Annotated in this window: 18 protein-coding genes; 9 read left to right on the forward strand and 9 right to left on the reverse strand. The window is 63.5% G+C overall.

All coding sequences use genetic code 11. The annotated features are described in order from the left end of the window. Together EV686_RS13310 and EV686_RS13315 are read right to left on the reverse strand one after the other, a co-directional pair. Positions 1 to 669 (reverse strand): ubiquinone biosynthesis accessory factor UbiJ, encoded by a 669-nt coding sequence (locus EV686_RS13310; RefSeq protein WP_243650887.1) that lies wholly within the window; start codon positions 667 to 669, stop codon positions 1 to 3. 196 nt (positions 670 to 865) lie between these two features. Then, the gene (locus EV686_RS13315; protein WP_132477445.1) at positions 866 to 1,855 is read right to left on the reverse strand and encodes a Tim44 domain-containing protein; all 990 of its coding nucleotides are present in this window, start codon (positions 1,853 to 1,855) and stop codon (positions 866 to 868) included. Positions 1,856 to 2,152: 297 nt separating this feature from the next. Here EV686_RS13315 and EV686_RS13320 point away from each other — a divergent pair, with 297 nt between their 5' ends. Then, positions 2,153 to 3,121: a threo-3-hydroxy-L-aspartate ammonia-lyase gene (locus EV686_RS13320; protein ID WP_132477446.1), complete on the forward strand. Its 969-nt coding sequence runs from the start codon at positions 2,153 to 2,155 to the stop codon at positions 3,119 to 3,121. 427 nt (positions 3,122 to 3,548) lie between these two features. Here EV686_RS13320 and ubiE read toward each other — a convergent pair whose 3' ends face one another. Beyond that, positions 3,549 to 4,325 carry a bifunctional demethylmenaquinone methyltransferase/2-methoxy-6-polyprenyl-1,4-benzoquinol methylase UbiE gene (ubiE, locus tag EV686_RS13330; protein ID WP_132477448.1) on the reverse strand — a complete coding sequence of 259 codons (777 nt, stop codon included), beginning with the start codon at positions 4,323 to 4,325 and terminating at the stop codon, positions 3,549 to 3,551. A 170-nt stretch (positions 4,326 to 4,495) separates the two neighbouring features. Between ubiE and phoB the strand changes: the two genes are divergently transcribed. Together phoB and phoR are read left to right on the forward strand one after the other, a co-directional pair. Next, on the forward strand, positions 4,496 to 5,203 hold the full coding sequence (gene phoB / locus EV686_RS13335; protein ID WP_132477449.1) for a phosphate regulon transcriptional regulator PhoB: 708 nt from the start codon (positions 4,496 to 4,498) through the stop codon (positions 5,201 to 5,203). Between the two features lie 51 nt (positions 5,204 to 5,254). Next, a complete protein-coding gene (phoR, locus tag EV686_RS13340; RefSeq protein WP_132477450.1) occupies positions 5,255 to 6,562 on the forward strand; it encodes a phosphate regulon sensor histidine kinase PhoR in 1,308 nt (435 codons plus the stop codon). Positions 6,563 to 6,652: 90 nt separating this feature from the next. Here the strand turns inward: phoR and EV686_RS13345 are convergent, their stop codons facing one another. Both EV686_RS13345 and EV686_RS13350 read right to left on the reverse strand, forming a co-directional pair. Beyond that, the gene (locus tag EV686_RS13345) at positions 6,653 to 7,621 is read right to left on the reverse strand and encodes a Bug family tripartite tricarboxylate transporter substrate binding protein (RefSeq protein ID WP_132477451.1); all 969 of its coding nucleotides are present in this window, start codon (positions 7,619 to 7,621) and stop codon (positions 6,653 to 6,655) included. 82 nt (positions 7,622 to 7,703) lie between these two features. After that, on the reverse strand, positions 7,704 to 8,561 hold the full coding sequence (locus EV686_RS13350; protein ID WP_165972607.1) for an alpha/beta hydrolase: 858 nt from the start codon (positions 8,559 to 8,561) through the stop codon (positions 7,704 to 7,706). Positions 8,562 to 8,724: 163 nt separating this feature from the next. On the opposite strand from EV686_RS13350, the gene EV686_RS13355 reads away from it, so the two are divergent. Continuing rightward, positions 8,725 to 9,600 carry a LysR family transcriptional regulator gene (locus EV686_RS13355; protein WP_132477453.1) on the forward strand — a complete coding sequence of 292 codons (876 nt, stop codon included), beginning with the start codon at positions 8,725 to 8,727 and terminating at the stop codon, positions 9,598 to 9,600. A gap of 33 nt (positions 9,601 to 9,633) precedes the next feature. Here EV686_RS13355 and EV686_RS13360 read toward each other — a convergent pair whose 3' ends face one another. From EV686_RS13360 to EV686_RS13375, 4 genes are all read right to left on the reverse strand, one after another. Further along, on the reverse strand, positions 9,634 to 10,872 hold the full coding sequence (locus tag EV686_RS13360; RefSeq protein ID WP_207901778.1) for a type II toxin-antitoxin system HipA family toxin: 1,239 nt from the start codon (positions 10,870 to 10,872) through the stop codon (positions 9,634 to 9,636). Beyond that, positions 10,872 to 11,186 (reverse strand): helix-turn-helix domain-containing protein, encoded by a 315-nt coding sequence (locus EV686_RS13365; RefSeq protein ID WP_132477455.1) that lies wholly within the window; start codon positions 11,184 to 11,186, stop codon positions 10,872 to 10,874. The genes EV686_RS13360 and EV686_RS13365 overlap by 1 nt, the downstream gene beginning before the upstream one ends. Before the next feature lie 73 nt (positions 11,187 to 11,259). Beyond that, positions 11,260 to 13,512 (reverse strand): molybdopterin-dependent oxidoreductase, encoded by a 2,253-nt coding sequence (locus EV686_RS13370; RefSeq protein ID WP_132477456.1) that lies wholly within the window; start codon positions 13,510 to 13,512, stop codon positions 11,260 to 11,262. 11 nt (positions 13,513 to 13,523) lie between these two features. Continuing rightward, a complete protein-coding gene (locus EV686_RS13375) occupies positions 13,524 to 14,480 on the reverse strand; it encodes a Bug family tripartite tricarboxylate transporter substrate binding protein (protein ID WP_165972608.1) in 957 nt (318 codons plus the stop codon). Between EV686_RS13375 and EV686_RS18630 the strand changes: the two genes are divergently transcribed. From EV686_RS18630 to EV686_RS13395, 5 genes are all read left to right on the forward strand, one after another. After that, complete coding sequence (locus tag EV686_RS18630; RefSeq protein WP_165972609.1) at positions 14,479 to 14,655, forward strand: hypothetical protein; 177 nt, start codon at positions 14,479 to 14,481, stop codon at positions 14,653 to 14,655. The genes EV686_RS13375 and EV686_RS18630 overlap by 2 nt on opposite strands. Before the next feature lie 221 nt (positions 14,656 to 14,876). After that, entirely contained in the window at positions 14,877 to 15,794 is a 918-nt protein-coding gene (locus tag EV686_RS13380; protein ID WP_132477458.1) for a LysR substrate-binding domain-containing protein, read from the forward strand. Positions 15,795 to 16,027: 233 nt separating this feature from the next. Continuing rightward, complete coding sequence (locus EV686_RS13385; protein WP_132477459.1) at positions 16,028 to 16,621, forward strand: cysteine dioxygenase family protein; 594 nt, start codon at positions 16,028 to 16,030, stop codon at positions 16,619 to 16,621. Continuing rightward, positions 16,618 to 17,799, forward strand: a complete 1,182-nt coding sequence (metC, locus tag EV686_RS13390) for a cystathionine beta-lyase (RefSeq protein WP_132477460.1) — start codon at positions 16,618 to 16,620, stop codon at positions 17,797 to 17,799. The genes EV686_RS13385 and metC overlap by 4 nt, the downstream gene beginning before the upstream one ends. An 87-nt stretch (positions 17,800 to 17,886) precedes the next feature. Beyond that, on the forward strand, positions 17,887 to 19,482 hold the full coding sequence (locus EV686_RS13395) for a rhodanese-like domain-containing protein (RefSeq protein ID WP_132477461.1): 1,596 nt from the start codon (positions 17,887 to 17,889) through the stop codon (positions 19,480 to 19,482). The last annotated feature ends 57 nt before the right edge of the window (positions 19,483 to 19,539 follow it).

A 19,539-nucleotide genomic window follows, 5' to 3' on the forward strand; every position in this document is an offset into this window, starting at 1 on the left:
TCAGCTCTTGTGTGCGGCAGGGCCTGCGGGCCGCTGCGTATTGCCGGAGGCATTAGCGCGCCGGCGCGCCAGCCGCGCCATGCGTTGCTCCAGGCCGGCCAACCGGGACTGCAGCCCAGCCACGCGTTCCGCCCAATGCTCGAAGGCAGGCCGGGAGACCAGCATGCCGCTCTCCTCGGAAAGGTATTCGGCCGTATTGCCCATGAAGCGCCGCGCGGTTTCCGTGGCGGCCGCAGCGGCATTGCGCGCCGTCGACGTCAGCCTGACAGCGGCCACGTCTCCCACCAGGCGGGAAAGATCGTCTTCCACGTCCCAGCGCAGATCGCGCGCCAGGTCGGACACGACCTGCGCCAGCGCAGCATCGCCCTGCACGTGCATCAGCGCAGCCAGCGCGGCGGGATCGCGCGTGCGCAGGGCGGCGGGCACATCGCGCCAGCGGCTGGATGGAATGGACAGCGTGACATCCGGCGCCGCCTGCTCCCCTGCCGGCTGCAGCTCGCCTTCAGGCAGGATCTCCAGTCCGAACGGACGCAGGCCGATATCGAACCTTACCGTTTTCCCCGCCTGCGCGCGCAGGCGCTGCGCGGCCCAGGGCTCGCGCCGGATCAGCGGATTGATCAGCCTGACGGCCAGGGCCACCGGATCGGGCAGCAATTGGAAAGGCAGCATAGAAATTACCGGGATCAGAAAGCACTCGCAGCCATGCTCGCCGGCCTGGAAACCGGCCGCGCATCCTGCGCCGCCCATTGTACAGACCTATTCCACCCGCCGCCCGCGCGGCAGCCGCACTGGAAAGGCAAAAGGGGCGCTCCCTTGCGATCGGACAAATCGCAGTGAAGCGCCCCCGGGGCAAGTGTTGGATGGATCAGCTGGCGTGTTCGACCGGAATCTGCTGGATGCCGGCCAGCAGCCAGCCCTGGCCGTCGGCCTTGAACAGGTTCCATACCTCTTCGAAGCGGAAGGCTTCGCTGCCGACCGACTCGCGCAGCATGCCGGAATAGCGCACGCTGGCCAGATAGCCGTCCTGCACCTTTTCTATGCCCAGCAGCTCGGCGTTGAGCAGGACGATTTCCGTCTTGCCGCCATCTTCGCGACCCATCATCTGGGGCTTGAGTTCGGCGATCAGGTCGTCGGTCAGGTATTCGGTCAGCTCATCGATGGCGCCGCGATCCCAGATGCCCTGGATGGTGGCGAACTGCTTCTTGGCCTGGGCCAGGAAGGTGGCGGTATCGAAATCGCCGGGGATGAACCAGGATTCGTCCACAGGCGCAGCGGGCACCGTTTCCAGGGGCGCGGCTGCGGCTGCTGCGACGGGCGCGGCCGCCGCCGGCTCGGACGACTGGCGCCACAGGGGCTGCGTATCGCCCTGGCGATTCAGGCCGTTGCCGCCATTGCCTGCGCCTGCCTGCTGCATCGCGGGACGCGCAGCGCCGCCGCGCAGACGGCGGAAGATGAAGATGACGGCGAAAGCCAGCAGACCGATCAGCAGCATGCTGGAGATCAGCTCCAGGAATGCGCCGGACAGGCCCAGGTGGGACAGCAGCGCGGCAATGCCCAGGCCGGCGGCGATACCGGCGATGGGGCCCAGCCAGCGCGACATGCCGCTCTTCGCTGCCGCGCCCGCGCCGGCGGCCCCGGCCGCCGCTGCAGGCGCCGCGGCGCGCTGCGCCGTATTGGCGTTGGCTGCCGTGGGCGGCGTGACTGCCTGGCGCTGCTGCGTTACGTTGGTGGACTGGCGGCCAAAGCTCTTGCCGCCGCCTGCGCGGCGAGCCTCGGCATCGAACGATGCCGTCAGCATGGCGCCCGTCGACACGACCAGCGTGACGATGGCAAAGAATCGGGAAAGTCGGGTCATGCGTGTTCTCCGATGAGCCCGCAGCCAAGACTGCGGGTGGTAACGATGTTGTTTTCTTATAGGAAAAGAAATGCGGATTCCTAATCTTACAGAAAGCTGAACATCACAGCAAGCTGAATGGAGATTTTCCGCATCATGAAATTTTCATGCCGGGCGGCCGAAACTCCTCCGCCAGATGGGACGTCCGCCCGCGTACGCCCTGCGATACGCCGATTGCGCGCTCGAGCGCGTGGCAAAAGCTCCGGCGCGCCGGTATGATGCAACGATTTCCCCCATTATTACAAGACCCTTCCTGCCATGACCACCCCTCAGCTTCCGACATTCGCCGACGTGCAGTCGGCCGCGGACCGCCTGCAAGGCATTGCCCATCGCACTCCGGTATTGACCTCATCCACTCTGAACCAGCAACTCGGCGCCGAAGTCTTCTTCAAGTGCGAGAACCTGCAGCGCATCGGCGCCTTCAAGTTCCGCGGCGCCTACAACGCGCTTTCCCGGCTCACGCCGGAGCAGCGGCGGCGGGGGGTGGTGGCGTTCTCGTCCGGCAACCATGCGCAGGCCGTGGCGCTGTCGGGCAGGCTGCTGGACACGCCCATTACCGTCGTCATGCCAGCCGATGCGCCGCAGATCAAGCAGAACGCCACACGGGGATACGGCGCAACCGTCGTCCTGTACGACCGGCTGCGCGAAGACCGGCAAGTCGTAGCCGACGCCCTGATCCAGGAAAAGGGGCTGACGCTGGTCCCGCCCTTCGATCATCCCCATGTCATCGCCGGCCAGGGCACGGCGGCCAAGGAACTGCTGGAAGACACCGGCCCGCTGGACATGCTGTTCTGCCCGCTCGGCGGCGGCGGCCTGCTGGCCGGCACGCTGTTGTCTGTCGAGGCGCTGTCGCCCGATTGCGCCGCCTATGGCGTCGAGCCGCTGGCGGGCAACGACGGGCAGCGATCCATGGAGACCGGCAGCATCGTCTCCATCGCGCCGCCAACCTCCATCGCCGACGGCGCGCTGTCGCTGGCCCTGGGACAATTGACCTTCCCCATCCTGCAGCGGGTGGCGCGCGGCGTGCTGACAGTCACGGACGAAGAACTGGTCCAGGTCATGCGCTGGTTCGGCGAACGCATGAAGCTGATCGTGGAGCCCACCGGCTGCCTGGGCGCCGCCGGCATGCTGCAGAACCCCGATCTGGTGCGCGGCAAGCGCGTGGGGGTTATTCTCAGTGGCGGGAATATCGACTTGTCCCGGTATGGGGAACTGCTGGCGGGCTGAGGGGCGGATCACGCTGGCTCAGTTACGCAAGCTGGCCGAAGGGCTGGATTGCGAAGTCGTGTATGGTCTGGTGCCCCGCCATCCATTACAGAAAATATTGGAGCAGCAGGCAAATGAGATTGCCAGGAAGGAAGTTCTGGGGGTAGCCCATACGATGGCGCTCGAAGAACAGCGGCCGGATGACGCATTCGTCAACAAGCGGATAGAAGAACGCAAACTTGCTTTGTTGAGCGGTTCGTGGTCCAAGCTATGGCGATAGACTTTATCTCTCTACCAGGCCAAACGCCTATTGATGAAGACGAGAAAGCCGGGCTTATACCCAAGCACATCTCTACCATCGCCGAGCTTAATGAATGGGAGGCCGCAAATATTCAGGCTGCGATGCAGTGGCTAGGACGACAGCGGCGACTGGATGTGCTCGACGGGCTCAGCCCAGGTTCACCCCTTCATGCAGGGCAACCACGCCGGCTGTCATGTTGAAGTACTGCACATTGGAAAAGCCTACGCCTTCCATCATGCCGGACAGGGTCTGCTGGTCGGGATGCATGCGGATGGACTCCGCCAGGTAGCGGTAGCTGTCCGCATCACCCGCCACTTTCGAGCCCAGCCAGGGCAGGATATTGAAGGAATACCAGTCGTAGGCCGGGGCCAGCGGCGCGGCCACGCGGGAGAACTCCAGCACCAGCAGTTTGCCGCCCGGCTTCAGCACGCGGCGCATTTCCGCCAGCGCCTGCTCCTTGTGCGTCATGTTGCGCAGGCCGAACGCCACGCTGACGCGGTCGAAATAGGCTGACGGGAACGGCAGCTTCTCGGCGTCGCAGACGGCGGCGGGCAGCACCAGGCCATGGTCGGCCATGCGGTCGCGCCCGACGCGCAGCATGGATTCGTTGATGTCCGTCAGCCAGACCTCGCCGGACTCTCCGGCGCGCAAAGCGAACGCCTTGGCCAGGTCGCCCGTGCCGCCGGCGATGTCCAGCACCCTCATGCCCGGGCGGATGCCAGCGCGACGCACGGTGAAGGCCTTCCAGGCCCGGTGCAAGCCGGCCGACATCAGATCGTTCATGATGTCGTAGCGGCGGGCGACGGAATGGAACACTTCGGCGACTTTCTTCGCCTTTTCGGCCTCGCGGACTGTCTGATAGCCGAAATGCGTGGTCGATTCGGCGTCGCCTGCCTGATCCGTTTGCTTGTGTTCGTCTTGCATGATCCCTGCCCTGCCGCGACTGCGGTAAATGGTTCACGTCATTATAGCCAAGCCCCGCCGGGCGCTTTCCTGCGTTTTCACAAACCTGAAATAATTACGCCATAACATGGCGGCATATCGCCCGGCCTTTGCGTCGGTTTCCCGTTTATTCGTTTATCATTACGCGCGCTATGAGTACAACCATTCTTGTCATCGAAGACGAGCCCGCCATCCAGGAGCTGATTTCCGTCAACCTGACGTTTGCCGGACACAAGGTACTGCGGGCCTTCGATGCCGAGCAGGCCCAGACGCTGATCCGCGCCGAACTGCCGGACCTCATCCTGCTGGACTGGATGCTGCCCGGCGCATCCGGCATCACCCTGGCCCGCAAGCTGCGCTCCGAAGAACGCACCCGCCAGGTGCCCATCATCATGCTGACGGCCAAGGGCGCCGAGGACGACAAGATCGAAGGCCTGGAAGCCGGCGCCGACGATTACATTACCAAGCCCTTCTCGCCCAAGGAGCTGATCGCCCGCATCAAGGCCGTGCTGCGCAGGCGCGCGCCGCAGTTGACGGACGACGTCATCCAGATCGACTCGCTCAAGCTGGATCCGGTCACGCACCGCGTGACCAGCAACGACATGACCCTGACGCTGGGGCCGACGGAGTTCCGCCTGCTGCATTTCTTCATGACCCATACCGAGCGCGTGTTTTCGCGCGCGCAACTGCTGGACCAGGTCTGGGGCGACCATGTGTTCGTGGAAGAACGCACCGTGGACGTGCACATTCGCCGCCTGCGCAAGGCGCTGGAGCCCGGCAAGCACGAAAACCACATCGAAACCGTGCGCGGGGCCGGCTACAGGTTTACCGCCACTCCGGCCTGCAGCTCCAATACCTGACCCCGCCATCACATCCTACTTTCATACGCCTGGAATCCATTCGCATCCACCATGGTAAAGACGTTGCTAACAATCGCCCTGTGGGGCTTGCTCGGATGGCTGACGGGCGCATGGCTGGGGGCAAACTCTGGCTGGATCGTCTTTACCTTCGGACTGCTCCTGATGATCCTGGTCTGCGGCTCGCAGCTGTCCAAGATCACCCGCTGGTCGAAGAACACAAATGACCCGCCCCCGGTTTCCGTGGGGCCGTGGGACAACGTCCTGGCGCAGATCTATCGCAGCATGCGCCTGCAGCGCCAGGAGATCGAACAGCTGAACCGCCACGTCGACGGCATCATGCTGGCGGCGGAGGCCTTGCCCGACGGCGCCATCACGCTGGACGAGTCCATGGCTGTCACCTGGTGCAACCAGACGGCCTGCGAGCACATCGGCCTGAACCTGGAGACCGACCGCGACCGCAGTATTTTCAACATCCTGCGCGCGCCGGAATTCCTGCGCTACGCCAAGCAGAAGGACTGGCACAGCCCGCTGCTGCTGCACCTGAGCAGCGACGGCAAGGAAAAAAGCCTGCTGATCCAGCTGACTCCCTACGGCGTGGGCCAGTTCCTCATCGTAACGCGCGACGTCACGCAGATGGAAAAGCTGGAAACCACGCGCAAGGACTTCGTCGCGAACGTGTCGCACGAGATGCGCACGCCGCTGACCGTGCTGGCGGGTTTCCTGGAAACGCTGCGCGACATGCCGCCCGAGTCGCTGACCAGCGAACAGCGCGAGCGTTACCAGGACATGATGCTGGAGCAGGCGCAGCGCATGCAGGCGCTGGTGGCGGACCTGCTGACGCTGTCCACCCTGGAATCCTCCCCCTCGGCGCAGGGCAGCCCCGTGCGCCTGGACACGGTGATCAACACCGCGCTGCAGCAGGCCAAGGTCCTGTCGAACGGACAGCACGTCTTCGTGACGAACATCACCGAAGGCCTGTGCGTTTCCGGTGTGGAAACCGAACTGGCCTCCGCCGTCTCGAACCTTCTGACCAATGCCGTGCGCTACACCCCGAAGGACGGCACCATCACCGTGAGCTGGTACCTGACGGAAAGCGGCGCCGCCTGCTACTCCGTGCAGGACACCGGCATCGGTATCGCGGCGCAGGACATCCCGCGCCTGACCGAGCGCTTCTACCGGGTGGACCGCGGCCGCTCGCGCTCGACCGGAGGCACGGGCCTGGGGCTGGCCATTACCCGCCACGTCGCCATGCGCCACGACGCCGAATTGCACATCCAGAGCCGCTACGGCGCGGGCAGCCTGTTCTCGCTGGAATTCCCCAAGGCGCGCGTCACCCAGGCGGAAGCGCAGTCCGCCTGAACATCGCTAGATACTCCGGCGCATCCTCCCTGTGCAACGCTCCGGGCCTGCGGACCCGAAGCGTCTTCGCCGCGATACTGGAGAGCGAGATCACTGCGGCTGGATGCCCGCCGTGTCGATCCATCCCTTCCAGCGCTGCACATCCTCGCGCACGAACGCCTGGAACTCATCCACGGCCATGCTTTGCGGCTGCATACCCAGCTTCTCGTATTGCTCCTTGGTGGCGGGGTCGGCCACGGCTTCCGCAATCAGGGCGTTCATGCGCCGCACGATTTCATCGGGCGTCCCCGCCGGGGCGGAAATGCCCAGCCAGCCCTCGACCACGAAGCCCGGGTAGTCTTCGCCCGTGGTCGCCACGTCCGGCCATGCCGGGCTGCGATCCTGGCCCGTCACCGCCACCGGCTTGAGGTTGCCGCCCGAAATCTGTCCCATGGCCGTCAGATAGTCGACGAAGGCGAAGTCGATCAGGCGTCCGCGCAGATCGGTCAGGATCTGCGTGATGTTCTTGTAGGCCGCTCCTTCGATCTTGATGCCCGCATATTCCCTGAACAGGGCGGAAGGCACCTGCGACGACGAGCTGTAGTAGCCGAAGAACACCTTTCCGGGCGCGGCGGACGCCTTGTCCGCCAGGTCTTTCAATACCTTGACCTCGCTGTCCGGCGAAACCACCGCCACCGTGCCGAACTTGCCGATCAGCCCGACGTCCACGAAGTCCTTCTGCGCGTCATACGGCAGGGATTTGTAGAGAAACTGATTGGCCGCCTGCGTGGAGTTGGTGGACAGCAGGAAACTGTAGCCATCTGGCTTCGCATTGCGCACGGCCGCGGTACCGATGATGCCGCCTGCGCCCGGCTTGTCCTCGACGACCACATTCATGCCATGCTTCTGGTTCAGGTAATGTGCGAGGGTGCGCGCAGTCAGGTCGGCAGCCCCGCCCGGCGCGGACGGCACGACGATGCTGATCGCCCTTTGCGGCCATTGCTCCTGCTGGGCGAATGCGGCGGGTCCGGCCAGCGCCAGGCCGAGCAGACATGCGGTCACAGTGTTCTTCGATATCATGGTTGTCTCCTTGTCGTATCGATGTCATATGCCGGCTCTGCGCGAGCCGGCGCCGGCCACGGCAGAGCCGTGCAAGCCTTTGCTAAAAACCCTGGCGCCGGTACCAGCGCAGTATTTCCTCCGCGCTCTCGCGCCAGCGCGGTCCATACATCATGCTGTGCGGCTGCTTCTTCAGCAGCCGGTATTCGAATCCAAAAAAATCGGCCACCGCCTTGTCCTGCCCTTGCGGATGCCGTGCGCTGTCATCCAGCTCCGCCTCGAAGCAGATCCCGGGACAGGCCACGCCCGCGGGATCCACGGTATAGCGCAGCAGATAGCGCTCATTCAGCATGCCGGGACTGGCCGGCGTCAGCCTGCGCAGCAAATCGTCGACTGGCGCGGCGTCATCCACGTCCAGGAACCTGCGCCGCACGGCGGCCTCGTCCGGAGGCGGCACCATCCCGCCAACAGGCACCGCCGGCACCGGGGCCGCGCCCGGCAGGTTGCCCGGCGGCGACGGCGCCAGCAGTACGACCCCACGCACGCAGGCAAGATCCGCGGCCCCCATGACGGGCAGCGCCCCCATGCTGTGACCCGCCAGCACCAGCGGCCTGTCCAACTGCACGCACACAGCGCGCAGCGCTCGCGCCTGATCCTCGATGCCCAGCCCGGCGCAAGCCTGCCATGACTCCGCATGCGGCCATTGCCCCGGCAAGTCCACGGCAAAGCAGTCCACGGCGCGCCCGGCAAAGAAATCCAGGTAGTGGCTGTAGCACCAGGCCCCGTGGTAGCCGCCCGCCACGAACACCAGCCCCGGCGATGCGCCTGTGTCCCTGCCCGTGTACACGCGAGCGTCTTCCACGCGGCATGCTCGCCTGGCGTCCATCGCCGAAAAATCCAGTCCGTCCGGCAGCGCCCTGTATGGCCTGCCTGTTTCCGAGCCTTGGTGCGTGGTCAACATATTCCGCTTCATCCACGAGCCGGATGCAAGCTCATCGAAACACACCGTCGCATCCTTTGATATCCGGCATCATAGGTTTACCGTTATCATCAGTAAACTAAAATATATCTATATAAAATTAAGAATTTCTTATCGGCTTGCGCCGCAGCCCAGTGGATCCACCATGAACCTGTCCATTCATCATTACCGCTGCTTTCTCTGGGTGGCAGAAACCGGCAGTTTCCGTGCCGCCGCCGAGCTGGCCTACCGTTCGCAGCCGGCCATATCGCTTGCCATACGGGAAATGGAAGCCCAGCTGGGGCAGCCTTTGTTCGAGCGCGGCCAACCCGTAACCCTGACACCGTTCGGCAAGTCCTGCCACCAGGGCATCCGCCATTTCGTCATGCATGCCGACGCACTGACTGCGCGGCTGGGCGATCTTGCCGGCAGCCGCGTCGGACAGCTCAACATCGCCAGCATCATGTCGTTCGCCACGCACTGGATGCCCACGCTCGTCTCGATCTTCCGCGAGAATTTTCCTCACGTGCACCTGAATGTCTTCGACGGAAACTCGGAGGAAATGGAGCGCATGCTGCTGTCCGGCCAGATCGAGCTTGCCGTGGGCAGCCGCGTCAGCGAAGACCGGCGCATCGAAATGCAGCCGTTGCTGGAGGACGCGTTCGGCCTGGTCTGCCATGCGGATCATCCGCTGGCGCAGCGCAAGTCGCTGACCTGGCGCCAGATCTCGGACCTTCCCATCATCGGTACAGTGGCTCACCGGCAGCTGGAGCGCTCGCCGCAGACGGCCTTCCTTCGAAACCGGCCGTTCTTCGTCTCCAACATGATTTCCCTGATCGCCATGCTGTCCCGCGACATGGGCGTCACTGTGCTGGCAAGGCTGGGCGTGCCGCCCGACACCGACAACCTGGCCTTCGTGCCATTGACGCATCCGCGCCTGAAGCGGACGCTGGGCATCCTCAAGCTGGCCGACGCCACGCTATCGCCCGCCGCCGAGCAGATGCGACAGCTGATCCTGGATACCGTGACGCCTTCGGCTTGAGCGCAGCCGCAGTTGCCCGAGCGTCTGCGTGCATCAATGCGACGCGGCCACGATCGGCAGCGTTTCAAGGTGCCTGTCGATTGCGGCCCGAACGTCTCTATCCATGGGCAGGTGGTTTTTCTCGCTGACCCAACGCTGCATGAAAAGTGCAACGGTTTCCTGCGCGGTATCCATCACGAGATTGCGTGGCAAGGCAGTCTTGGCGGCCAAGTGTTCCAATTCGTCTACGGTGTAGTCCGAGAATTCCTTGCCACGGCTGAATGCCAGGGCAGACCTGTCTCCCGGAATATAGGCGATGGTGGAGACGAAATCGTACGCGGGCGACAGTTCGGCATGTTTCCGATCACGATAGACAAGCGACCAGTTCTTCAGGTGCATGTCGCCGTTGCCGATGAGGACATTGAATGTCGCCCTGCGGATGAATTCGGCGATATCGTCGTCGCCGGACTCGGTTGCGATGACCCGGGCCAGACTGCGGTAGCTGGCTTTTTCGTACTTGGCCTCAGGGTACACGCCGAACACTTGGGCGAAGTCCTCGATGTGGATTTTCCGGCCGTTGTCCGTGCGATCAAAGCGCTTGATGATGAATGCTTTGCTGCCCAAGTGGCCGATGCCTTCGGGCAGGTTTTCGATGGACGAAACATCAACCAGATCGATAGCGGGAACGTCGATGCCCACCATCCTGGCCAATGTCATCATGGAGAACTCGTTCTCAGGCATATGCCTGAAATCCCGGGAGGGCAGCTTGACGATCCAATCCCCGCCAACGCCCCGGGCGGGGATAGTCAGGCCGCCCGGAGCGTTCGTGACGGCGGAAAACTTCAACTGCACCCCGGCCAGCGAAAACCGCAAAGCATGCTCAACGGCGGTCGGCGCGGCATCGTCGCCCCCAGGCTCCGCGCGGGATCTCTCCGGCCATGCCGGGTCGTCTTCGGCGGTCACGGTGACGGCGCCGGGCAGATCCTGACCCAGCGCCCGCAGCAGAAAGAATTCCCGTTCCGGGTGTACTCCCGCCATGCCGGCCAGATACTGCCGCAAATACCCTTCCGGCAGCAGATTGGAAAAGAAGGGCATGAGTTTGATGCGGTATGGCTTGAAGTCCGTCAGCAACTGGCCGAACGTATCCTTGAAGCTCAGGCTCAGGGTCGATCTGTTCGGATCATTGATATGGGCTTCGTTGAATGCGAATAGCGTGCGTTCGCCCCCGACATGGGTGAGAGTGCCGATGGGTTCGTCGTAGAGTCGGACTGCCAGGGTGGAAACGTCCGCCATTATTGATCGTCCTCATCCAGAGTGTAGGCGGGCCGGGCTTCGCCAGGCGGTTCTCGCGAGGACTCCGACACAGCTTGACGCGCAATGGACCGTACGGCGGACATCGCCTTGCGCGGCACAAGCGCCACTTCCAGATCCAGGGCGTTGGCGATGGCGGCCAAGCTGGAAAGCCGCAGGTCCACCTGATTGCTTTCGATCCTGGAAATATGCGCCTGCGGCACGCCGGCCAATTTGCCAAGCTCGCGTTGGCTCAGGTTCTTGGCAATGCGTGCTTCTCGCAAACGATCGGAAAGGTGTTCGAAGTCATAGCCCATAGTGATATGCAATTAAACATCACAATACAACTATGATATATAAAAACACATCACTTTAACAAGCGAATAAAACTCACGCTTCCCGCGCGACTTCCACCAGGCAGCTCATGGCGTTGGGGCCCTGCGTCAGGCTGGACGTACCGATATCCAGCGTAAGCACGTTGGCGGTGCCGGCGCGTTCCACATTGCGGCTTTCATCGAGGTCGAACCAGGCGCCGGTCGACATCATCACCACGCCCGGCAGCATGCTCTCGTCGATGCTCAGTCCGGCGAGGCAGGCGCCGCGATCATTGAAAATACGCACCACATCGCCATTCGACAGGCCGCGGCGGCGCGCATCGTCCGGGTGCATGTGCATGGCCTCGTGCCCGTTGACCTTGTTGGCTTGCGCCATGGGCGCGGGATCCATCTGGCTGTGCAGCCTGTCCCTGGGCTGGACCGAAATCAGGTGCAGCGGGAAGCGCTCGGCCTGGCTGGAGCCCAGCCATTCCCTGGGCGGTATCCATTTCGGATGACCGCCGAAATCGTCCAGCTTCATGGCCTCGATCGTCTTGCTGCCGACCTCTATCCTGCCGCTGGGCGTTCTCAGCGGATTCTTCTGCGGATCGTCCCTGAAGGATTCGAACAGAATGAAATCTTTGGCGGGCGACGGCAGGCGCACATGGCCTTCTTCCCAGAACTGCTCGAACGGCGGCAGATCGATGCCGGCTTTCGCGTGCTCATCGAGCAGCGTCGCATATATGTGCCGTATCCACTCCATCTCGTCCTTGTTCTCGGTGTACGCCTCCCGGTAGCCCAGGCGCTCGGCAAGATCGCTGAACACATCCCAGTCACTCCTGGCATGGCCCACGCTGTCGATCGCCTTGTGCATGGCGAGAATGTAGCGGTCGCGGGAGGATCCGCCGATATCGTTCCGTTCCAGCGAGGTCGTGATCGGCAACACGATATCGGCATGCCTGGCCGTGGCGGTCCACCATATGTCCTGCACGATGATCGTGCGCGGCTTGCTGCGCCAGGCTTCGAGAAAGCCCGTCAGCTGCTGGTGGTGGTGGAAGGGATTGCCGCCCGCCCAGTGGATCAGGTGCACGTCCGGATACGTGCAGTGCTTCCCATCGAAAAAGTATTCCTGTCCCGGACGCTTCAGCATTTCGGTGATCCGCGCAACGGGTATCGCGAGATTGGCGGGATTCTTCCCCACCTCCATCGCCGGCCCCGGCGTGGCGATGCGCGGATTGCCCACGCCGTTCATCGAGCCGTGCCCGAAGCCGAAGCCGCCGCCCGGCAGGCCGATCTGACCCAGCATGGCCGACAGGGCGATCATCATCCAGTACGGTTGCTCTCCATTCTGCGCCCTCTGCACGGCAAAGGAGCAGGTCATGAAGCTCCTGGCGCCGCGCAGCGCGGCGGCCAGTTCGGCGATTTTCCCGGCGGGGACGCCGGTAATCTTCTCCGCCCATTCGGGCGTCTTCGGCACACCGTCCTCGACTCCCGTGAAGTAGTCGCGCAGCCCTTCGTAGCCCACGCAATACTTGTCCAGGAACGCCTTGTCGACCGCGCCCAGCCTGTCCAGCTCATAGGCCAGCGCCAGCATCAAGGCCACGTCGGTGTTCGGACGGATGGGAATCCACTCGGCCTGGAGGAACTCCGGGCAGTCCGAACGGGTCGGGCTGATGTTGAAGACCCTGGCCTTGCCCTGGGCCAGCTTCCTGAGCCAGTGGGCTTGCGTGTGCTCGGCCGCGCCTCCCGAAGACACCTGGCCGTTCTTGAGCGCCAGGCCGCCGAAGGCGACGAACACCTCGGCATGCTCGATGATGCTCGGCCATGCGGTGACGCGCCCCGTCAAGGGCGTATAGGTACCTATGACGTAAGGCAGCAGGAACTGCGCGCTGCCCCAGCTGTAGTTGCCCTGCTGGTCTACGCCGCCCCCGCCCTTGAAATAGAAGCGCCGGATCAGCGAACGCGCATGGTGCAGGCGGCCGGCGGACGACCAGCCGTAGGACCCGCAGAACAATCCCTCAGGCCCATATTCGCTTCTGGCCTGCCGGATTTCCTCCGCGACCAGATCCAGGGCGACATCCCAGTCCACTTCGACGAAGCTGTCCCTGCCCCGCTCGGCTCCGGTGAATTTGTCGCGGTTTTCAAGCCACGATTTCCTGATGGCGGGCTTGCTTATCCTTTTATCCGAATACACCATGTGCGGTATGCCATGGATGATCGGAGAAGGATCGGGATCATCCGGGAAGGGCTCGCAGGACACGAGCCTGCCCCCCTCCACGACGGCCGTGAAGGCCCCCCAATGCGCCAATTGAGGATAACGCTGCACCATTTCGGCCTACCTCATTCCAGTTTGATATTTGCTTTCTTGATCAGATCCGCCCATTTCGCGCGCTCGCTGGCCATCAATTTGGCGAATTCCTCCGGCGTGCTGGACGTTGCCGTCATGCCTCCTTGCGCCGCCAAGGCCTTGACCACGTCTTCGTCCGCCATGATCTTGACCAGCGCCGCATTCAACTTTGCGACCACTGCCTCGGGCATGCCTTTGGGACCGATCATTCCGTACCAGTTTACAACCTCAAACCCTTTCACTCCCGCCTCATCCAGTGTCGGCACGCCCGGGAAATCGGGGGATGGCGTCAAGGACGTCACCGCCAGCGCTTTCAGCTTACCGCCCGAGATCAGGGCCTTGGTCGACGGATCGGAAAAAATCACATCGGAAATGCCGCTGGCGACATCGACCAGCGCCGGCGACGTGCCGCGATACGGGATATGGCGCATCTTGACGCCCGCCAGCATGTTGAACAGCTCGCCCGCCATCTGCCCGATGGTGCCATTGCCGCCGCTGGCATAGTTCACATCCCCGGAAGACGCCTTGCGGATCAGATCCTCCACACTGTTGATTTCCGACTTGGCGGAAGTGACCAGCACGTTCGGCATGGTCACCATCAGGCTGACGGCAGTGAATTCCGCCGGGTCATAAGGCGTTTCCTGCATGCTGGGCAGCATCGTCAGGGAGCCTGGCGTCGCGACATACAGCGTGTACCCGTCGCTGTTCGCCCTTGCCGTCGCCGCAGTGGCGATGACGCCGCTGGCCCCCGGCCGGTTTTCCACCACGATCGGCGTCCCGAGCGCCTTTTCCAGCTTGGGCGCGACAGTCCGGGCAAGCACATCGGCGCCTCCCCCCGGAGGAAAGCCCACGATCAGGTTGATCGGCTTGGAGGGAAAATCATTCGCTTGCGCCGATCCTGCGAAAGGCAGGCAGACACCGATCAGTCCAGCCAGCAATGAACTCAGCATGCGGGTCTTCTTCATCATCATTCACCTTTTTGTCTTTGGTTTCGTTTACGCGGAACTGCCTATGCACAACCCTGGCGAACGCACCCGCATCAATCCGTGCGGGAATGCCGCAACTGCAAAGAAAAGCAAGGCGGCTTTGCCTTCATCGTTTTTTGATTATCAGGTTGCCGCGTGAGCCAAACAATTTAAAAAAATTCCCTCAACAATCAGCGATCCTAATGAATTAGAAAAACGCACTGTAGAGCAGCAATATGCACCAGCCCTGAGCAAACAGGGGAAACCCGTATTCCCTTCACTTTTATTTATGCATTCAATGACTGTGCCGACACCCCGGCACGGTCTTCCCTGACCGGCAAGCTCCCCTTCCTGTACCTCACGGCATGAGCCATTGACGCAATGCAAGACAACATCAGTCCGGGCAATGATTGGCCGACGACCCCTGTCCGCAATCTGGACATGGACACCCTGCGCACGCTGGTCGCCATCAGTCAGTACGAGACCTTCTCCTCCGCCGCCGAACGGCTGCACCGGACGCAATCGGCCATCACGCAGCAAATGCAGCGGCTGGAGACACAGATCAACCTGCCCCTGTTCGAAAAGATCGGCAGGAACAAGCGGCTTTCGCTGCACGGCAAGCGGCTGGTGGAATATGCGCGGCACATTCTCGCCATCAATGACGAAGCCCTGCGCGATCTTTCCGATCAGCGCATGGAAGGCAGCCTGCGCCTGGGGTCGCCGCACGACATCGCGGAAACCATACTGACGCCCGTGCTCAAGCAGATCACGCGCTATTCGCCGCGCATCAAGCTGGAGATCCGCGTCGATCGCAGCCCTTACCTGATGGAGGCCATGCACAACGGCGAGCTCGACCTGACCATTTCGACGCGCTTCGACCAGCAATTGCACGGCGTGGTGCTGCGCACTTCGCCCACCGCCTGGATCGGCGCATCGGATTATGTGCACGACCCGCATTCGCCCATCCCACTGATCCTGGCGGACGAGCCCAGCATCTTCCGGCGGCTCGCCATCACCGCGCTGGAGCAGCACCGGGCCAGTTGGCAGGTCAACTACATCGCCCCGAACCTGGTCGGCATCAAGGCGGCCGTTCGCGCGGGCCTGGGCATCACCGCCAGAAGCGTGGAACTGCTCAGCCCCGACCTGCGCGTACTGGGCGAGAAAGACGGCCTGCCGCCGCTGCCGAGCGTCTCGTACTTTCTCTGGATGCGCAACGACGCCATCAACCCGCTGACGCGCCACGTATTCAACATGCTCTGCACCAACATGAACCTGCAACCGGCGGGCGGGGAGAACTGACGAGCTCTTCCCCAAGCGCCTCCCAGCCGGAAAAACCCGGCCGCATCGCACGACGCGGCCGGCATTCGCGCCCGCGCTTCTCCCGCTGAGCCGTTGCGCCGCACGTCCAGACCCATTCGCACCAGATACATCAGTAAATCTAATATGTTTTTCCAGCAATTTAATTAGTCATACAGGACATTGATGTCTAGAATTTTCCTGTATTCCCTTACTGCAACGCCTGGAGACAATAAATGACGGCCACGCATCCCCACTGGGACCAGATCGAAAAATCTCTGGAAAACATAAAGAAAACGATAGAAAACCAAGCACTTTCGCGAGATCGCCTGGCGCAGGTTCTGCAGGAAGTGATCGGCCTCGCCTCCCATGCCGACTGGTGGTCCGAAGACCGCTTTCCGCCTCCCGGCGAAGACGAGCGGCAGGCGCGCTACCTGATCAGCGAAGAGCCCGACCAGACATTCGCGCTCTACCTGAACGTCATGCGCCCGGGCAAGAAGATTCCTCCGCACAACCACACCACCTGGGCCTGCGTCGCCGCGGTCGAGGGCGAGGAATACAACACCATTTACCGCCGCACCGACGACGGCAGCAAGCCGGGCGTCGGCCTGCTGGAAGAATCGGAACTGGTCGTCGTGCGCCCCGGCACCGGCGTGGCGCTGCTGCCGGACGACATCCATTCCGTGGAGATCAAGGGCGACAGCATCATCCGCCACCTGCACATGTACGGCCGCGCGCTGGAAACCCTGAGCGAGCGCCTGATGTTCGACCTGGAAAACGGCACCTGCAAGGTCATGCCCGTCGGCGTCCAGACCCGGAGGGCCTCATGAGCAGCAACGACCCGGCGCCGCAGACCAGGCTGCTGCGCGCAGGCCGGCCGCACAAGGGCTGGGTCAACACCCCGGTCACGCGCGCCAGCACCTACATCTTCGAAAACGTCGCCCAGTGGCGCGACGTGCGCGCGCGCCGCGGCGACGAGCGCCTGGCCTCCTACGGCGCGCGCGGCACCGACTCGACCTTCGCGCTGGAAGACGCGCTGATCGAGCTGGAGGGCGGCTATCGCGCCAAGGCCTATTGCACGGGCCAGGCAGCCATCGCCATCGTCCTGCTGTCCTATCTGCGCGCCGGCGACCACCTCCTGCTCACCGATGGCGTGTACGAACCCGTCAGGCGGTTCTGCAAGGAGCAGCTGACGCGGCTCGGCATCGAATTCACCTATTTCCTGCCCGACGGCTCGGACATCGCCGAAAAGATCCGCCCCAATACGCGGTTGATCTATGTGGAAAGCCCTGCATCGCTGACCTACGACATGCTGGACCTGCCCGCCGTCGCCGAACTGGCCCGCAAGCACGACTGCCTGGTCGCGGCCGACAACACCTGGGGATCGGGCTATCTGTACCGTCCCCTGGACCTGGGCGCCGACATTTCGGTCTGCGCCGCCACCAAGTACCTCAGCGGCCACGCCGACATCATGATGGGAACGGTCGTCACCAATAAGCGCGCATGGCAGCCGCTGGAAGACGCAACCGTGGATTTCGGCCAGACCATCGGCGCCGACGACGCATTCCTGATGCTGCGCGGCATACGCTCGCTGCCGCTGCGCCTGGCCGCCCACGGCAAGGCCTGCCTGCAGGTGGCCCAGTGGCTGCAGCAGCGTCCCGAAGTGGCGCGGGTCTATTGTCCGGCGCTGCCGGAAGATCCCGGCCATGCCCTGTGGAAGCGCGACTGCACCGGCCAGAACGGCTTGCTGACCATCGAGTTCGTACCCGCCATCGACGCCGCCAGCGTCGAACGCCTGATCGATTCGCTGCAGCTGTTCGGGCTGGGCGCGTCCTGGGGCGGCTTCGAAAGCCTGGTCATTCCCGTCAACATCGGCGCGGCGCGCTCGATCGGCGACTGGAGCAAGCACGGCGCCATGATCCGCCTGCACATCGGACTGGAAGACACGAACGACCTGATCAACGATCTGGAGCAAGCCATGCACAGCTGCCTGCCCCGCATCGGCTGAGTTCGTCGACCTCTTCCCCAGTTTCATGCCGCCGCGCACATACCGCTGTGCGCGATGGCTCCCTGTTACCCGCACGGACGGCTACATATGACATCACTACCCCCCACCGCCAACCGGCTGTCTCCGAAACAACTGAAGGAATGGCTGCATGACGGCCAGGAAATCGCCCTGCTGGACATCCGCGAACACGGGCAATACGGCGAAGCTCACCTGTTCTACGCCGTCAACCTGCCATACAGCCGGATGGAGGCCGAACTGCCCAGGCTGGTGCCGCAAAAGGCCACGCGCGTCGTGGTCTACGACACCGCCGACGAAGGCATGGCCCAGCGCGCCGCGTCCGTACTGGCGGAATGCGGCTATACCTCCGTCCACATCCTGGCCGGCGGCGCCGAAGGCTGGAAGGCGGACGGCCGCCAGTTGTTCGCCGGCGTCCACGTCCCCAGCAAGACGTTCGGTGAACTGGCCGAAGAGGTCTTCCATACGCCTCACATTTCCGCGCAGGAACTGAAGCGCCGCCAGGATGCCGGAGAGAAGCTGGTCGTGCTGGACGGCCGGCCCTTCAGCGAATACCGCAAGATGAACATCCCGGGCGGCGTCTGCTGCCCGAACGGCGAACTGGCCCTGCGCACCGATCTGCTGGTTCCCGACGAGGAAACCACCGTGGTCATCAATTGCGCGGGCCGCACGCGCAGCATCATCGGCGCGCAAACGCTGATCAACCTCGGCCTGCCCAATCCCGTCTATGCGCTGCAGAATGGCACCCAGGGCTGGGTCCTGGCGGACCAGGCGCTGGAGCACGGCGCTGACCGGCGCTATCCCGACGCGATTCCGCACGACTCCCTGCCCGCCCTGCGGGAACGCGCGCAGCAATATGCCGCACGCTTCGAGGTTCCCGAGATCACGCCGCAGACATTGCTGCAATGGCAGGCGGACTCCAGCCGCACGACGTTCCTGTGCGACGTGCGCACGGGAGAAGAATACCGGACCGGCACCATCGCCGGCGCGCAGCACGCGCCAGGCGGCCAGTTGATCCAGGCGACGGACCTGTACCTGGGCGTGCGCGGCGCGCGCGTGGTGCTGTTCGACAACGAGCAGGTGCGCGCGCCCGTCGTCGCCGGATGGCTGCGGCAGATGGGCTGGGACGTGCATGTGCTGCGGAACGCGGACACGCTGATGGCGGCCAGGCCGGCACAGCCCGCGCCCGCCGGCCACTTGCCCGATCTCGCCGGGATACCGGCTGCGCAACTGGCGGCGCAGGCCGCGAACGGCGCAACGCTGCTCGACGTCCGTCCCAGCATGGAATTCCGCAAGGCTCACCTCGCACAGGCCGTCTGGTCGAACCGGACCTGGCTGGAACAGGAAGACAGCCGCCTGCCGGGCCCATTCATCCTGCTGGCCAAAAACCAGCAGGACGCCGCAATGGCGGCGAAGACGCTGGCGGCCCATGGCCGGCAGGTCGTCGGCGCCAACACCGACTCGCCCGACGCATGGCGCCAGGCGGGTCTGGAAGTCGAAGCATCGAGCGACAACCCGCCCGACGCGCGCTGCATCGACTATCTGTTTTTCGTTCACGACCGCCATCACGGAAACCGCGAGGCCGCCAGGCAGTACCTGGCATGGGAGACCGGGCTGGTCGCACAGATCGACGCGCAAGAGCGCGCCGCCTTCAGGCTGCCCGGCTGAAATGCCAGGCGCATTATTGAACACAGGAGATCACGCAGCGCCTCATCACACCTGAAA

The sequence above is a fragment of the Paracandidimonas soli genome, assembly GCF_004342005.1.
Taxonomy (GTDB): Bacteria; Pseudomonadota; Gammaproteobacteria; order Burkholderiales; family Burkholderiaceae_B; genus Paracandidimonas; species Paracandidimonas soli.

What these genes read in the sequence shown, in the direction of transcription:
- EV686_RS13375 (WP_165972608.1), bottom strand. Translation starts at nt 14,480, where the DNA reads ATGCTGAGTTCATTGCTGGCTGGACTGATCGGTGTCTGCCTGCCTTTC.
- ubiE (WP_132477448.1), bottom strand. Translation starts at nt 4,325, where the DNA reads ATGCAAGACGAACACAAGCAAACGGATCAGGCAGGCGACGCCGAATCG.
- EV686_RS13380 (WP_132477458.1), top strand. Translation starts at nt 14,877, where the DNA reads ATGCAAGACAACATCAGTCCGGGCAATGATTGGCCGACGACCCCTGTC.
- phoB (WP_132477449.1), top strand. Translation starts at nt 4,496, where the DNA reads ATGAGTACAACCATTCTTGTCATCGAAGACGAGCCCGCCATCCAGGAG.
- EV686_RS13370 (WP_132477456.1), bottom strand. Translation starts at nt 13,512, where the DNA reads ATGGTGCAGCGTTATCCTCAATTGGCGCATTGGGGGGCCTTCACGGCC.
- EV686_RS13365 (WP_132477455.1), bottom strand. Translation starts at nt 11,186, where the DNA reads ATGGGCTATGACTTCGAACACCTTTCCGATCGTTTGCGAGAAGCACGC.
- EV686_RS18630 (WP_165972609.1), top strand. Translation starts at nt 14,479, where the DNA reads ATGCGGGTCTTCTTCATCATCATTCACCTTTTTGTCTTTGGTTTCGTT.
- phoR (WP_132477450.1), top strand. Translation starts at nt 5,255, where the DNA reads ATGGTAAAGACGTTGCTAACAATCGCCCTGTGGGGCTTGCTCGGATGG.
- EV686_RS13360 (WP_207901778.1), bottom strand. Translation starts at nt 10,872, where the DNA reads ATGGCGGACGTTTCCACCCTGGCAGTCCGACTCTACGACGAACCCATC.
- EV686_RS13310 (WP_243650887.1), bottom strand. Translation starts at nt 669, where the DNA reads ATGCTGCCTTTCCAATTGCTGCCCGATCCGGTGGCCCTGGCCGTCAGG.
- EV686_RS13315 (WP_132477445.1), bottom strand. Translation starts at nt 1,855, where the DNA reads ATGACCCGACTTTCCCGATTCTTTGCCATCGTCACGCTGGTCGTGTCG.
- EV686_RS13355 (WP_132477453.1), top strand. Translation starts at nt 8,725, where the DNA reads ATGAACCTGTCCATTCATCATTACCGCTGCTTTCTCTGGGTGGCAGAA.
- EV686_RS13350 (WP_165972607.1), bottom strand. Translation starts at nt 8,561, where the DNA reads ATGTTGACCACGCACCAAGGCTCGGAAACAGGCAGGCCATACAGGGCG.
- metC (WP_132477460.1), top strand. Translation starts at nt 16,618, where the DNA reads ATGAGCAGCAACGACCCGGCGCCGCAGACCAGGCTGCTGCGCGCAGGC.
- EV686_RS13345 (WP_132477451.1), bottom strand. Translation starts at nt 7,621, where the DNA reads ATGATATCGAAGAACACTGTGACCGCATGTCTGCTCGGCCTGGCGCTG.
- EV686_RS13320 (WP_132477446.1), top strand. Translation starts at nt 2,153, where the DNA reads ATGACCACCCCTCAGCTTCCGACATTCGCCGACGTGCAGTCGGCCGCG.
- EV686_RS13395 (WP_132477461.1), top strand. Translation starts at nt 17,887, where the DNA reads ATGACATCACTACCCCCCACCGCCAACCGGCTGTCTCCGAAACAACTG.
- EV686_RS13385 (WP_132477459.1), top strand. Translation starts at nt 16,028, where the DNA reads ATGACGGCCACGCATCCCCACTGGGACCAGATCGAAAAATCTCTGGAA.